Annotated in this window: 13 protein-coding genes and 2 pseudogenes; 6 read left to right on the forward strand and 9 right to left on the reverse strand. The window is 65.0% G+C overall.

Annotation, left to right across the window (positions count from 1 at the left end; translation table 11 throughout):
• The 4 genes and pseudogenes from BOO71_RS17415 to lpdA all read right to left on the reverse strand — a co-directional run.
• Positions 1–274: pseudogene (locus tag BOO71_RS17415) on the reverse strand (transposase); the annotation flags it as partial.
• Between the two features lie 24 nt (positions 275–298).
• Complete coding sequence (locus tag BOO71_RS17420) at positions 299–844, reverse strand: quinone oxidoreductase family protein (protein ID WP_075834487.1); 546 nt, start codon at positions 842–844, stop codon at positions 299–301.
• Between the two features lie 34 nt (positions 845–878).
• Positions 879–1,826 carry a type I phosphomannose isomerase catalytic subunit gene (locus tag BOO71_RS17425; RefSeq protein ID WP_075834489.1) on the reverse strand — a complete coding sequence of 316 codons (948 nt, stop codon included), beginning with the start codon at positions 1,824–1,826 and terminating at the stop codon, positions 879–881.
• Positions 1,827–1,890: 64 nt separating this feature from the next.
• Positions 1,891–3,297 carry a dihydrolipoyl dehydrogenase gene (gene lpdA, locus BOO71_RS17430; RefSeq protein ID WP_075834491.1) on the reverse strand — a complete coding sequence of 469 codons (1,407 nt, stop codon included), beginning with the start codon at positions 3,295–3,297 and terminating at the stop codon, positions 1,891–1,893.
• A gap of 105 nt (positions 3,298–3,402) precedes the next feature.
• On the opposite strand from lpdA, the gene BOO71_RS17435 reads away from it, so the two are divergent.
• The 4 genes from BOO71_RS17435 (at position 3,403) to accC (ending at position 7,680) form a co-directional block, all read left to right on the forward strand.
• On the forward strand, positions 3,403–4,434 hold the full coding sequence (locus tag BOO71_RS17435) for a M42 family metallopeptidase (RefSeq protein ID WP_075834494.1): 1,032 nt from the start codon (positions 3,403–3,405) through the stop codon (positions 4,432–4,434).
• Positions 4,435–4,755: 321 nt separating this feature from the next.
• On the forward strand, positions 4,756–5,460 hold the full coding sequence (locus BOO71_RS17440) for an IclR family transcriptional regulator (protein ID WP_075834497.1): 705 nt from the start codon (positions 4,756–4,758) through the stop codon (positions 5,458–5,460).
• Positions 5,461–5,677: 217 nt separating this feature from the next.
• Entirely contained in the window at positions 5,678–6,193 is a 516-nt protein-coding gene (gene accB, locus BOO71_RS17445) for an acetyl-CoA carboxylase biotin carboxyl carrier protein (RefSeq protein WP_075834499.1), read from the forward strand.
• 149 nt (positions 6,194–6,342) lie between these two features.
• Complete coding sequence (gene accC / locus BOO71_RS17450; protein WP_075834501.1) at positions 6,343–7,680, forward strand: acetyl-CoA carboxylase biotin carboxylase subunit; 1,338 nt, start codon at positions 6,343–6,345, stop codon at positions 7,678–7,680.
• A 95-nt stretch (positions 7,681–7,775) separates the two neighbouring features.
• Here accC and BOO71_RS17455 read toward each other — a convergent pair whose 3' ends face one another.
• The 4 genes from BOO71_RS17455 to panB form a co-directional block, all read right to left on the reverse strand.
• Positions 7,776–9,152, reverse strand: coding sequence for a S41 family peptidase (locus tag BOO71_RS17455; RefSeq protein ID WP_075834502.1), 1,377 nt, complete (start codon positions 9,150–9,152; stop codon positions 7,776–7,778).
• Positions 9,153–9,317: 165 nt separating this feature from the next.
• Positions 9,318–10,403: a M20/M25/M40 family metallo-hydrolase gene (locus BOO71_RS17460; protein WP_075834504.1), complete on the reverse strand. Its 1,086-nt coding sequence runs from the start codon at positions 10,401–10,403 to the stop codon at positions 9,318–9,320.
• Between the two features lie 99 nt (positions 10,404–10,502).
• On the reverse strand, positions 10,503–11,240 hold the full coding sequence (locus tag BOO71_RS17465) for a class I SAM-dependent methyltransferase (protein WP_075834506.1): 738 nt from the start codon (positions 11,238–11,240) through the stop codon (positions 10,503–10,505).
• 51 nt (positions 11,241–11,291) lie between these two features.
• Positions 11,292–12,113 (reverse strand): 3-methyl-2-oxobutanoate hydroxymethyltransferase, encoded by an 822-nt coding sequence (panB, locus tag BOO71_RS17470; RefSeq protein WP_075834508.1) that lies wholly within the window; start codon positions 12,111–12,113, stop codon positions 11,292–11,294.
• A 79-nt stretch (positions 12,114–12,192) separates the two neighbouring features.
• Here panB and BOO71_RS17475 point away from each other — a divergent pair, with 79 nt between their 5' ends.
• The gene (locus BOO71_RS17475) at positions 12,193–13,128 is read left to right on the forward strand and encodes a quinate 5-dehydrogenase (protein ID WP_075834512.1); all 936 of its coding nucleotides are present in this window, start codon (positions 12,193–12,195) and stop codon (positions 13,126–13,128) included.
• Positions 13,129–13,391: 263 nt separating this feature from the next.
• Positions 13,392–13,901: a hypothetical protein gene (locus BOO71_RS17480; RefSeq protein ID WP_075834510.1), complete on the forward strand. Its 510-nt coding sequence runs from the start codon at positions 13,392–13,394 to the stop codon at positions 13,899–13,901.
• Between the two features lie 6 nt (positions 13,902–13,907).
• Here the strand turns inward: BOO71_RS17480 and BOO71_RS27950 are convergent.
• A pseudogene (locus tag BOO71_RS27950) lies at positions 13,908–14,185 on the reverse strand (IS4 family transposase); the annotation flags it as partial.

Here is a 14,185-nt window from a genome sequence, read left to right on the forward strand (position 1 = left end):
GGTAACGGGTGCGGTCCGGGAGGCAGGGAAAAAGCTGACGGTAGGTGAAGCGGACCTGTGCGAGCCATTTTTGCTGTGATGGCTGACCCAGGAGTTCGCCAACCAGCGCAATCGTCATGATCTCGGCGTAGGTGCCTTTTTGATGCGGCTCCCTGGGGAGTGTGAACAGGCCGCTGACCTCAGCGGCCTTCAAGTAATCATCAATGTAGACGTACACGAGTAAAAACAGGTCTTCGACGGTAGATTGAACCAGCGGAAGCTCGTTGGTAGGCATACCCGAGTTTCCGCTTTTCTCGGCTCAGTATCCCCTAGCACCCGAAGTTTTAGATGCTGAGCCAGCCACGCGAATGCCCTGTGCCGCCGCCAGTTGAATGACCAGACTGCCAATCGCTCCTGAAGCTCCGGCAATAAACAGGGCATCGCCGCTTTGTAGACCCAGCGCATTTAGGCTCTCCAGCGCGGCCTTGCCCGCAATGGGAACCGCTGCGCCCTGGGCGAAGGTCAGCCCACCCGGTAAGGGAATCAGCGTGTCTGATTTGACGGCGGCGTATTCCGCCCACGCGCCGCCCTGTGGTTGCAGGCTGGTGGTGAAGATTACCCGGTCACTGACGGAAACGCCCGTGATCCCAGCGCCGATGGCTGCCACCGTTCCCGCCCCCTCCGTGCCGATGGTGTAGGGGAAAGCCGCGTCTTTCGGGATGAAATATCGGTCATGGATGCCGATGCCGAAGGCGCGAACCCGCACCAGCACCTCGCCATTGCCGATCTGCGGGATAGGCGCGTCCACCATGCTGATCTCGCCGCTTTCTGCCGAGGTTCGCGCGAACGCTTTCATCGTATTCATGGTTGACCTCCAGTGTGGGGCGCGGTGGCTGGCTCTATCCCGGCAGGCTGGACCGCAGCATCTGAAAATCGCCGGAAAGCTGGTAAGCACCCACAGCGGCGGGCAGCAGCAGCGACTCGAACTGGCCCAGTCGCTGGGTTTCTCCGCCCGCTTCCACCTGCGCCTCGCCCACTGTCACGGTCAGGACGTGGAAGGTCTGCCCGGCAGTGTCGCCTGTCAGCGTGCCTCCTTTGCTGTTCAGCCGCTCCAGCACGAAGTAATCGCAGCGGATCAGCTCCTGAACGGCGTCCCCGGCAGGGGGCAGGGGAGAGGCGGGCGCGGGCCAGGGGCGGGACACCTCCGCGCTCTTTTCGAGGTGCAGGGCGCGGCCATCGGTGGCGGGACGGTCCCAGTCGTAGATGCGGTAGGTCAGGTCACTGGTTTGCTGGACCTCGTACAGGAAGACCCCTGGTCCCAGCGCGTGCACGGTTCCGGCGTGAATCATGAATGTATTCCCGGCCTGAACCGGGGCGTAGGCGACGTGGTCCATGACCTTCCCGGCCAGAATCGCCGTGTTCAGCGTGTCCCGAGAGGTGCCTTCTTGGATGCCCGCGATGATCTGCGCGCCCGCGTCGGCGTCCAGCACCTGCCACGCCTCGGTCTTGCCCAGGTGGCCCTCGCCTTCCAGCGCACGGGCCTGCGCGTCGTCCGGGTGGACCTGCACGCTCAGCCAGTCGGCGCAGTCCAGCAGCTTGATCAGCAGCGGAAAGCGGGTGCCGGACGCACGGGTGCCCAGCAACTCTGCCGGAAACCGCTTCGTCAGTTCGGCCAGCGTCTGCCCGGCGTGGGGGCCGCCCGAAACGTGGTTGTCCTCGCCGATCACCCACGCCTCGCCAATCTTCTTGCTGGTGTCGCCGCCCGCTGGAATCAGGCGGGTGCCGCCCCATACGCGCTCGACGAGTCTGGATTCCAGGGGCAGGGGAGAGGTCAACGGATTAGCCATGCCCGCATCATAGAAGAGGGACAGACCGCGTGGCCTGCCCCTGTTTCTATCGAACCCGCCCAGCTTACATATGAAGTGCGCGTTTATCTGCTGCCAGTGCCGCTTCCTTGACCACTTCGCTGAGAGTGGGGTGCGCGTGGATGGTGCGGGCCAGATCCTCGCTGCTGCCGCCGAATTCCATGATCGCCACGGTTTCGCCGATCAGCTCGGACACGTTGGGGCCTACCATATGCACGCCCAGCAGCTTGTCGGTGTCGGCGTCGGCCACCACCTTCACGAAGCCGCGCGGATCGCCGTGGCCCAGCGCGCGTCCGTTGGCGCTGAACGGGAACTGCCCGGTCTTGACGTTCAGGCCCGCGTCTTTTGCGGCCTTCTCGGTCAGGCCCGCCCAGGCGATTTCAGGCGAGGTGTAGATCACCCAGGGAATCACGTCGTAATTGACGTGCCCGGCTTGCCCCGCCAGTTGCTCGGCCAGCGCCACGCCCTCTTCCTCGGCCTTGTGCGCCAGCATCGCGCCGCCGATCACGTCGCCGATGGCGTAGACGCCCTTCAGGTTGGTGCGGTAGTGGCTGTCCACCTTGACGTAACCGCGCTCGTCCAGCCCCAGCCCCACGGCATCTGCCCCCAGACCCGAGGTGTGCGGCACGCGCCCGATGCTGACGATCAGCTTGTCGAACTGCGCCGTGACTTCCTTCTCTTTCTCGGTGTAGGTGACGCTCACGCCCGCGTCAGTCTGTTCGACTTTGGTGATGTTGACGCTGAAGTGAAAGTCCAGCCCCTGCTTCTTGAACTGCTTGAGCGATTCCCTGGCAATGGCGTCGTCGGCGGCCAGCAGGAAACCAGGGAGGGCTTCCAGAATGGTCACGTCCGCGCCCAGACGACGCCACACGCTGCCCAGTTCCACGCCGATCACGCCCGCGCCGATCACGCCCAGTTTCTTGGGAACCTCAGTGAAGGCCAGCGCGCCGCTGTTCTCTACCACATGCCCGCCAAACGGGGCCAGCGGCAGTTCGCGGGGGCTGCTGCCCGTCGCCACGATCACGTTTTTCGCCTTGACTTCGGTTCCGGCGGCGTCCACGATCCACTCATCGCCGTCGGCGCGGACCAGCTTGCCCAGGCCCGCAATCGAGGTGATCTTGTTCTTCTTGAACAGGTAGGCGATGCCGCCCGTCAGCTTGTCCACCACGCCCGTCTTGCGCGACAGCATCTTGCCCAGGTCCATTTTCAGGCCGTCCACCATGATCCCGTGATCGGCCACGTCGTGCGCGATCATCTCGAACTTCTCGGAGGAATCGAGCATGGCCTTGCTGGGAATGCAGCCCACGTTCAGGCAGGTGCCGCCGAGACTGGGTTTGCCGTCGCGCGTAAAATCGTCCACGCAGGCGGTCTTGAAGCCCAACTGGGCGGCGCGAATGGCGGCCACGTACCCCGCCGGGCCGCCGCCGATGACCAACACATCATAGGAATCCATATCGCCCCTGAGCGTATCACTGTGGGCGAAAACGGATGGTGGCGCGTTCCTGCGCCCGAGTCTCCGGGCTGGAGACAGGGGCGCTGATCCGCCATATTGGGGGCCATGAACTCCAATTTTGATCTGGACTACACGCTGGACGTCCTCGTGCGCCTGCTGGATACGCCCAGCCCCACCGGATTTACGGAAGCCGCTGTTGCGCTGATCGAGACAGAGGTGCAGGCGCTGGGCATCAAGCCGCAGCGCACCCGCAAGGGCGCACTGACCTGGGAGGTCCCCGGCACAGGCGAGGGCTACGTCACCTTCAGCGGCCACACCGACACCCTGGGGGCGATGGTCAAGGGCATCAAGCCGGGTGGCCGTCTGCTGCTGTCCATGCTGGGCGGCTACGACTGGGCCACCGTGGAGGGCGAGGACGTGCGCGTGCATACCCAGAGCGGGCGCGTGATCACCGGCACCGTGGTCAACATTCGCCAGAGTACCCACGTCCACGGCGCGGCCCTGCGTGACCTGAAGCGCGAGGCCGCCGTGATGGAAGTGCGGCTGGACGAGCGCACGGAGAGCGCCGCCGAGACCCGCACCCTGGGCATCGGCGTGGGCGATTTCGTGAGCTTTGACGCGCGGCCCCGCGTGACTGCCGCCGGGTACATCAAATCGCGTCATCTGGACAACAAGGCAGCAGTCGCCATCTTTCTGGCCGTGACGCGCGAACTGATGAAAACTCCGTCCCTCAAAACGGTGGCCTTTCACGTCACCACCTACGAGGAAGTCGGTCACGGCGCGGCCACGGGGATTCCGCCGCATACCGACGAACTGATTGCGGTGGACATGGCGGCGGTGGGAAGCGGCCAGACCAGCAGCGAACACTGCGTCACGTTGTGCGTGGCGGACAGCGGCGGTCCCTACGATCACGCGCTGGGCAACCGTCTGCGGGCAGCGGCGGCCTCTGCGGACCTGGATTTGCGGGTGGACCTCTACCCCTTCTATTCCTCGGACGGCACAGCGGCGTGGCGGGCGGGCGGCGATTACCCGGTGGCCCTGATCGGCCCCGGCGTGGACGCCAGCCACTCCTACGAGCGGATGCACACGGACGCGCTGCGCGACACGGCGGCGCTGATGCTGGCGTATCTGGGGTGAGTTCACATCTCGAATCCGTTGGCTGGGGCAGCAGTTCTGGGCCTTCGCTTTCGGCTGAGTTGAAAAGAAACCCCTCAGTCAGCTTCGCTGCCAGCTCCCCTCAAAAGGGAGCCAAGAGGCGCAGAATATCGTGCCACACGCCATCTCCTTGCCTCCCTTCTAAGGGGAGGTGGCGCGGAGCGCCGGACTGGCACAACTCCGCAGGAGAGGGGTTAAGCCGTGGCAGCCATCCCTGCCCCTCGTCTTCAGACCCCTTCCTCAACCCGCAATGAAGCCGTAGGCACATTTACATTCCCCCATTCGTCCGCGTAAGCTGGACGAGTGCTGTCCCTTCAAAAAGCGGCGAACATCCTGTCGGCCTTCAGCGCCGAGCAGCCCGAATGGGGTGTGCGCGCTCTGGCCGCGCATCTGGGCATTCCACGCGCCACGGCGCACGCGTATCTGGCGGGCCTGACCGGGGCGGGCTTCCTGCGCCGCACCCCTGCTGGCAAGTACCGCCTGTCGTGGCATCTGGCCGAGATGGGCGCGCAGCTCACGGCCTCCCTGCCGTGGTTTCCCGATGCCCGCTCATTGATCACCCGGCTGGCGCTGGAGGTGCGCTGCGTGGCGTTTCTGTGCATTCTGGAGGGCGAGGAAGTGGTGGCCGCCATCCGCGAACGCCACCCGGACGCCGATATCGATCTGCCGCTGGACATCTACCTGCCTGCCACCTCTACTGCCAGCGGCAAGATCCTGTACGCCCACGCGGACATCACGCCCAAAACATTTGCCACCTGCACCCAGAGCAGCATCACCACCCTCGACGAGTGGCATACCGAGGTGGCGCGCGTTCAGCGGCTGGGCTACGCCTACAGCATCGAGGAATGGATTCCGGGACAATGCACCCTGGGCGTGCCGTACCACTACGCGGGCGCGCTGGTGGCGGCCATCGGGGTGCAGATGAGCGCCGAACGCTACCTGCGCGAGGAAAGGACCGTGCGCGAGCGGGTGCTGGACATCGTGCGCGAGGCCGAGGGGCTGGGCTGAGTAGGAGGGGCCAGTGGGAGACTGAACCGGGTTGAAGACTGGACCGGGTCGCAAATTGTGCCCACAACCGCAGGGAAGCCGCTAAACTCGGCAGGCAGCTAAACGGGCGTTAGGGAAGGGGTAACACCCTTCACTTCTGACCCGTCACGATGAACAGGCGCAATCCATTTCAGCAGACCCGCAGCAGACCCGATTGTCACGATCATAAGGAGGGGCCATGAACCCAGACGACCTGAAACAGATGCTCGATGCCCTCAAAGCCGCCGATGTCCGCGAATTCAGCCTTCAGACCGGCAGCTTTTCGCTGGACCTCAAGCGCGGCCCGCAGGCTGGAGGCAACCTCGCACCCAGCGCTCCCGCCGCGCCCCAGACCCAGCCCACCTTTGAAACCGCTTTTGACAGTGCGCCGACTGCCCCGGCCTCCACGTCGGCCCCAGCGTCAGAGGCCACTCCGGCTGCGCCCGCTGCCAGCGCACCAGCAGCCCCGGCTGCCGCCAGCGGCGCGCCCGTCAAAGCGCCCATCGTCGGTACCTTCTACGCCAGCAGCAGCCCGGACGCCGCGCCCTACGTCAAGGTGGGCGACACCGTGACGGCAGGGCAGATCCTGTGCATCATCGAGGCCATGAAGCTGATGAACGAGATCGAGGCCGAGGTGGGCGGCGTGGTGCGCGAGATTCTGGTCAAGAACGCCGAGCCGGTGGAATACGGCCAGACCCTGTTCCTGATCGAGTAGGAGGGGGTCCTGGGTTTTTGCTCCTCCCTCCTTGCGGGGGAGGCTGGGAGGGGGGAAACGGGCATGGCGTGCCAGAGCTGCGTTTTGCCTCGCTCCCCGGAATTTTGAGTCAATGATGTCAGAACCAGTAATTAAAGGCGGGTTGAGACGTGTTCAAGAAAATTTTAATCGCCAACCGGGGCGAGATCGCCCTGCGGATCATTCGCACGGCGCGCGAACTGGGCGTCAAGACCGTGGTGGTGTACTCCACCGCCGACGAGAAGAGCCTGCCCGTGCTGCTGGCCGACGAATCGGTGTGCGTGGGGCCGCCCGCCAGCAACGCCTCGTACCTGAATATTCCCAACATCCTGCAAGCCGCTCTAATGACCGGCGCGGAGGGCATCCACCCCGGCTACGGCTTCATGGCTGAGAACCCCGATTTCGCCGAGATGTGCCGCGAACACGGGCTGGTGTTTATCGGCCCCACGCCCGAATCCATGCGGGCGCTGGGGAGCAAGGCGGGCGGACGCGAGATCGCCGCCAACTCCAACGTGCCCGTCGTCCCCGGAACCGGCATTCTGCCTGATCTGGACGCGGCTGTGCTGGCCGCCAAGCAGATCGGCTACCCCGTTTTGCTCAAGGCCAGCGCGGGCGGCGGCGGGCGCGGCCAGAAGATCATCCGCACGCAGGACGAGCTGAAAAAGGGCTTCGCGCAGGCGCAGGAAGAGGCGCGGCTGTATTTCAGCGATCCAGACCTGATCATGGAGAAGTTTCTGGAAGAATTCCGGCATGTGGAAGTGCAGGTCATGGGCGACGGTACCGGCCACGTCATCCACATCGGCGAGCGTGATTGCAGCATTCAGCGGCGCAACCAGAAACTGATCGAGGAAGCGCCCAGCACCCTGCCCGACAGCTTGCGGCAGGAAATTCTGGCGGCGGGCGTGCGTCTGGCTCAGCATGTCAACTACGCTGGGGCAGGTACGCTGGAATTCATCGTGGACCGCGACGGCAACTACTACTTCATGGAGATGAACACCCGCATTCAGGTGGAACACTGCGTCTCCGAGATGATCAGCGGTCTGGATCTGGTCCGCATGCAACTGGAAATCGCCAGCGGCCACGGCCTGAACATGAAGCAGGAGGACGTGGTGCTGCGCGGCCACGCCATCGAGTGCCGCCTGAACGCCGAGGACCCCGACAAGGATTTCCGCCCGGCAGCGGGCAAGATCGACGATGTGCATTTCGCGGGTGGCCCCGGCGTGCGTGTGGACAGCCACGTTTACACCGGCTACGTCATTCCGCCGCACTACGACAGCCTGATCGGTAAATTGATCGTGCATCACGACAACCGCGCCGAGGCGATTGCCCGCATGAAACGCGCCCTGGAAGAAACCGTGATCCAGGGGCCGAAAACCACCATTCCGCTGTACATCAAGATCATGGACAACCCGTTCTACAAACGCGGCGCGGTCATGACCAACTTTTTGAAGACGCGGATGGATATGTGAGGGTCGGCATCTCCTGATCGAAACGGTGAAAAGCACCCGCGCCAATGCGGGTGCTTTTCAATTGCTGAACCCAGTTTGAAATCGGTAGCGTCTGCTTACGGCTGATCGCGCATCGGGTCCAAGGTCAGCACCGGGGCTTCGGCCACGGCTTTCACGCCGACTTCGAGCAGATCGTCCTTGCCCAGGGTCAGGTCGCGGATCTGCTGCTCGCCCTGGGCGAAGGACTGATCGGGGGTGATGCGGGTGGGGTACGGCGTGCCGTCGGGCTTGGCATAGTTGAGGATGGTCAGTTGCAGCGCGCCGTCGCCGACTTCAAAGATGCGTGTGGCGGTGTTGCCCACCCCGGCGGTGGGGTCGCCGATGACCGGGCCGCGCCCGGCGTACTGGATTTCATAGGCGAAGAACTCGCTGCACGAGGCGCTGCCGCCGTCCACCAGCACGGCCAGCGGCCCGGTCCACAGTTGCGGATTCTGAACGCTGGAGGCGATGCGCCCGTCGCCCAGAATAGTTCCCCGGCTGACCAGCGTGCGCCGGTTGCCGTCCACGCTGCGGGCCACGCGGGTCACGCTGGGCACGAAGGCACTGACGCCGCTGTCGCATTCGTACAGGCTGCCGCCGCTGTTGCCGCGCAGGTCCACGAGCATGCCCGAGGCCCCGCGCCGCTTTGCCTGCCCCACCAGATCATGGATCTTCTGCGCCACGCCGCCGCCCGACAGGAAGGTGGGAATCCGCAGCACGGCCACCTCGCCGGACGTGCCAGTGGTGGTGGTGCTGGCCGCGCCTGCTGGCGTGCTGGCAGGCACGTAATCGATGCGTGGCAGATCGCGCGTGCTGCTCTCGCGGGAGGTCAGGGTCAGGGTCAGGCCCACGCCCCGGCGGGTCAGACCCAGCGCGGTGGGCACGCCTTTTTCCTTGGCCGCCTTGAGGCCCGCAAAGGTATAGGGCGCGTTGTCGATGCTCAGCAGCAGGTCGCCGCGCTGTAAGCCGCCTTCCTCGGCGGCGCTGCCCGGCACGACTTCGGTGACCACGCGGCTCTCGCCGTCCAACTGGGCCAGTTTGACGCCGAATTGCAGGCGGTTGCCGCCGCTCTGGCTGGCCGAGAACTCCTTGAAATCCTCGGGTGTCTGAAAGAAGGTGTGTTCGTCGCCCAGCGCCGTGACCTCGGCCTGAATCACCGGGTACGCCTTGGCCTCGGCGCAGTCGGCGGGCGAGGAACTGCACACGGCGTCCAGCCGTTTCTGGTACTCGGCGGCCAGCGCCACGCGGTCCACCGTGGACAGTCCGCCGTAATTGTCTTCCAGCAGAAAGTTGACCCTGTTAAAGACGGTCTGCGCCGGAGAGGGCACGGCCTGCGCCCCGGTGCCGCTCAGCAGCAGAGCGCTGCCGAGCATCAGCACACGTCCCGCGTGGGCCAGAAAAGGGCTGCCGGAAGTGACACGGCGCGGGGCGGAGGAGCGCGCGGTTGGTTTCATAACTGACCCCCATTCTGCTCCGAACAGATGGGAAAATGGTGGGTCAGAATTGATGTGAAAGTCACGAAAGCCTGCGCCTACACGTCAAAAAGCGGGAATAGCTACAGTGGCAATGGGGGGAGCTGGGGGTGACTGACCAGAGCCAGCCTCTCGCCTTATAACGATTTACGCCACGGGCTGCTGCTGGTACAGCTCCACCACGCGGCGCAGGAATTTCAGACCCGGTTCCAGGCTGCTGGTCTGCACCCATTCGTCCAGGCGGTGGGCGTTTCCGCCCCGGTACACACCGATGGCGACGGCAGGCAGGCCGTGCGGCGCGGCGGCGTTGGCATCGGTGCTGCTGGCCGCCGTCCGCAGGTCCGTGCGGTTCTCGCGGGCGGCCTCGCGGATCAGGGGCATCAGGGCCGCGCTGTGCAGGTCGCCGCCGGGGCGGTCCCCTACCTGCTCGATCCGCACGGTCACGCCTGCCTCGCGCGCCGCCGCGTGCAGGGCTGAAACTGCGCGGCGGTCCAGTTTGCCCAGGACATCGTGGTCCAGCGAGCGCAGATCAAGGAGCAACTCGGCGCTGGCCGCGATGGAATTGACGCTGGTGCCGCCCGAGGCCACACCCACGTTCAGGGTGGTGCGCGGTGCGGGCGGTAACGGCAGGGCGTACAGCGCGCTGATGGCCCGCCCCAGTGCGTGCAGGGCGCTGGGAGACTGATCGCCCCAGGAATGCCCGCCCGGTCCCAGGAAGGTGGCCCGGTAGCGCCGCACGCCCACCCCGCGCGTGACCGCGATGCCCAGATACCCGTCCACCGCGATAAAAGCCCCCAACTGCTCACGGTGCTGCGAGATCAGGTATTTGCTGCCGCGCAGGTCGCCCAGCCCTTCCTCGCCCACGTTGGCCGCCAGCCACAGCGGACGGCGCAGCAGGCCCACCTGCCCGCGCAGGTCACGCAGCAGCGCCGTCAGCACGGCCAGACTGGCGCTGTTGTCGCCCACCCCCGGCCCGATCAGCCGCCCGCCGTCCTCGCGCACGGTCACGTCGGTCCCGGCCTCGAACACGGTGTCCAGATGCGAGGCCAGCAGCAGCGCTGGGCGGCCCTCGGTGCCGGGGGGCACGATGCGGGTCAGGACGTTCCCCACCGCGTCGATGTCGCAGGGGTAGCCCAGTTCCCGCCACAATTCCGCGATCAACTCGGCCCGTCGTCCTTCCGCGAATGTAGGTGCAGGCGTCTGCGCGATCCGCGCCAGATAAGCAAGAGGCATTGGGCGCAATTCTAGCGGCTGACAGGCAGCGCAATAGCACGGCAGCCGACAGGGGCTTAGGCGGGGCTAAAAATTGGGACCATAAATTTTCCGCAGCCGCTACAGCGCCCGCGTCTGGAAGACCATGACCTCGCTGCCCTTTTCCAGCGGGCCGCCCTGAAAACTGCCCGTCACGCGCGGCGACTCGAAGCCCGCGAAGCGCAGCAGCCACTCCACCTCGTAGCGGGTGTAATAGCGCTGGGTCAGGGTGTAATGCCGCCGGGTCAGCCGCCCGCCGTCGTGCGTGGTGTCCACGGAATACTCGGTGGTGATGTGCTGGCGCAGCTTGTCGTGGCGCTGCACGAAAAAGATGTCGGTGCGCCCCCCGTCCGGCGCGTGCAGCGTCTCGCCCTCGTGCCGCACGGTGTTGGGCTTGCCGAAGCGCGGCAGATACAGGTCAAAGGCGAACTGGCCCCCTGGGTCCAGATGCGCGTGCAGATTTTGTAGTGCCCCGAGCTGCTCATTTGGGGTGTACAGGTGCATCAGCGCGTTGAAAGGGGCGATGATCAGGCTGAATTTCTGCTCCAACTGGAACGTCTGCATGTTCCCCTGCACCAGCTTCAGCGCCTGCCCGCCCGTCGCCCGCTCCTGCGCCCGCGCGATCATGCGGGCGCTGGGTTCCAGCCCAGTCACGTCCACGCCGCGCCGTGCCAGATACGAGGTCACGCGCCCGGTTCCGGCCCCCACCTCCAGCACCGGCCCCGCCGCCCGCTCGGCCACGCCCGCGTAGAAGTGCAGGTCGTCGCGGTACAGCTCGTACTGGTGGTCATACAGATCGGCGAAGTCGTCGTAGTTCATGGGGAAGAGGGTAGTGGGTTTTGGGAACTCAGGCTGCCCAGCCCTCAATCCTCAATACAGCTTGTCCAGTACCTCGTCCTTCATCACGAAGCTGTTGTCCTTCGCCGGAAATTCACGGGCGCGGACCTCGGCGGCGTACTTCTCGATGGCCTCGCGGGAAATCTGACCCACCTCCGCGTAGCGTTTGGCAATCTTCTTCTCCTCGCCCTCGTAGACGCCCAGCAAGTCGTGGGTGACCAGCACCTGTCCATCGCACCCCACGCCTGCGCCGATGCCGATGGTGGGAATGGTCAGTTTCTCGCTGATCAGTTTGGCGAGGCGGGCAGGAATCACTTCCAGCACCAGGGCAAAAGCCCCCGCTGCCTCCAGTTCCTGCGCGCCTTCCAGGGTGGCGCGGGCGCTGGCGTCGTCCTTGCCCTGCACCTTCAGGCCGCCCTGCGCGGTGGCGGTCTGGGGCATCAGGCCCACATGGCCCATCACGGGGATGCCGTTGCGGGTCAGGGTCTGCACCACGGCCAGGATTTCGGGCGAGGCTCCCTCCATCTTGATCGCGTCCGCCCCGGTTTCCTGAATGACGCGCACGGCGTTTCGCATGGCGTCCTGAACCCCGGTGTGGTACGTCCCAAACGGCAGATCCACCACCATGAAGGTATCCGGCGCACCCCGGCGCACGGCGCGGGCGTGGTGGATCATGTCGGCCAGCGTGACCGGGGCGGTGGAGTCGTAGCCCAGCACCACGTTGCCCAGGCTGTCACCCACCAGAATCAGGTCCACCCCGGCGGCCTCGGCGTGGCGTCCGCCGGGGTAGTCGTAGGCGGTGACCATCACCAGCGGTTGCGGCGAGGTCTGAAGTTCGGGCAGGCTGCGCTTCATGGGGGCAGGGTAGCAGGGGAGGCGTGTGGCCTGCCGCTTTCTGGCCCTCCGTGCCCTGCACGCGCCTACAATGCCCTTCATGAGTGACATTCTGAGCGGCTGGACCCCGGCCCCCGCAGGCTACAAACACGTCGTCAGTGTCAGCCTGGGCAGCAGCAAGCGCAACGCCCGCGAGGAAGTTCACCTGCTGGGTCAGCCGTTCATTCTGGAACGCATCGGCACCGACGCCGACGCGAAAAAAGCCGCCGAGCTGTTCGGGGCGCTGGACGGTAAGATAGATGCCTTCGGGCTGGGCGGCGCGGATCTGTATGTCATCGCGGACGGCAAGCGCTACCTGTTCAACAACGTAAAAAAGCTGATAGCGAACGCCAAGCAGACCCCCGTGCTGGACGGCAGCGGCCTGAAGAACACGCTGGAGCGCGACGCGATTGCCCAGCTTGACCCGTTGCTGAACTGGCGCACCCAGAAGGTGTTGATGGTCTCTGCTGTGGACCGTTTCGGCATGGCGGAGGCGCTGGCGCAGCACGGCGCGGACATCGTGTTCGGGGACGTGGTGTTTGGGCTGGGCATTGACCGGCCTTTGCGTTCGCTGGCGGCTTTGCGGAACGTGGCGAAGCTGGTGCTGCCGGTGATCACCAAGCTGCCGCAGGACTGGTTTTACCCCACGGGGGCCAAGCAGGAAAGCAGCGTGGAGGGTAAGGGCACCAAGTACTACGCCTGGGCTGACGTGATCGCCGGGGACACCCATTACGCCAAGCGCTACGCCCCGAAACATCTGGAAGGCAAAACCATCCTGACGCAGACCATCACCGAGGCGGACCGAGACTGGATGAAGGAACGCGGGGTGGCGCGGCTGATCACCACGACGCCGCGCATGGGCAGTCGGAACTTTGCCACCAACGTGCTGGAAGCGTTCTTCGTCGCGCTGAGTGGGAAGAAGGAGGCACTGAGCGAGGAGGAGTATTTGAAGTACATCCGGGAGGTCGGGTTCAAGCCAGAAGTCAACGAGCTTTAGAGCGGCGGGGTTACTCGGGCAGCCCCGCCCCCCAGCCCCCTGCCCCCCTGGGGTAGGGGGAGCTAACGTTGCACTGGGCATGAGTTTATGGGCGCTCTGGGCGGGGGAGGGCGGCGGCGTCCGGGTCTGATGCCCGGCTCCGTCACGCTGCGTGTGGCCCGTGCGCTTCGCGCCCGACGGCCTTCGGTTGCTGCTTCGGTGAAGTGGGCCAGATGAGTGGATTCGGTTTGGGATGCCTGGGCTTTGCGGCTAGGATGGCTCCCATGACCAAGGGTGCGTGGGTGAACTGGAGAGCTGGCGTGCTGGCCGCTGCCTTGGCGCTGTCGGTCAGTCCGGCGCTGGCGCAGACGACGTCTGTTCCGCTTCCCAAGCCTCTTTTGAGCGGTACCACCTCGGGGGTGGGCTGGGGAATTTACGCGGGTGGGTTGACCAATGCTGGATTGCAGGAGGAAGGCCAGAGCCTGCGCGTCAGCGTTCCGGCAGGGGCCAGTGTACTGGGCACGCGCTACGACGCGGTGAAAAGAACCGCTCTGCTGACCTACCGCCTGCCGAAAGGACTGGACGCCCGCAGCGCATTGGCCTTCGCCACCAACCAGCTTCAACTTCAGGGCTTCGACATTGGGGAACGCACCTTTCCCGACGCCCGCAGCGCCCGCGCCACCCTCAGCCGCGAGGGGCAGAGCATCGAAGTGCAGACCACACGGCAGGCCAGTGGGGATATGCAGGTGGTGTACGTGTTCAGTGTCCCTCATCAATGGTTCGGACAGTTTTGACCAGCTCTAAGCTGCTTTGACTCCCAGATCCAGCGGCCTGGATGGATGTTTTTCCAATTCAGCAAATCTCGCCTGAAGACCGAGATTGCTCAGTATTCGCCACGCAAACAGTCGATTGAAGGCCCGCCGCTTGATGTCCTCGTAGGAAAACACCAGCGAAGTGACCGGGCGACCCTGGAGGCCGCTGGCCTCCAGGAGCATTTCAGCCCGGCCCAGACTGAGTGCAAAGAACGCAGCATTCCAGTGATTTTCCAGAGCCTGCGTCTTGCGGAGCTGGCATGTGG

Origin of the sequence: Deinococcus marmoris, from assembly GCF_001949125.1 — a bacterium.
Lineage (GTDB): Bacteria > Deinococcota > Deinococci > Deinococcales > Deinococcaceae > Deinococcus > Deinococcus marmoris_A.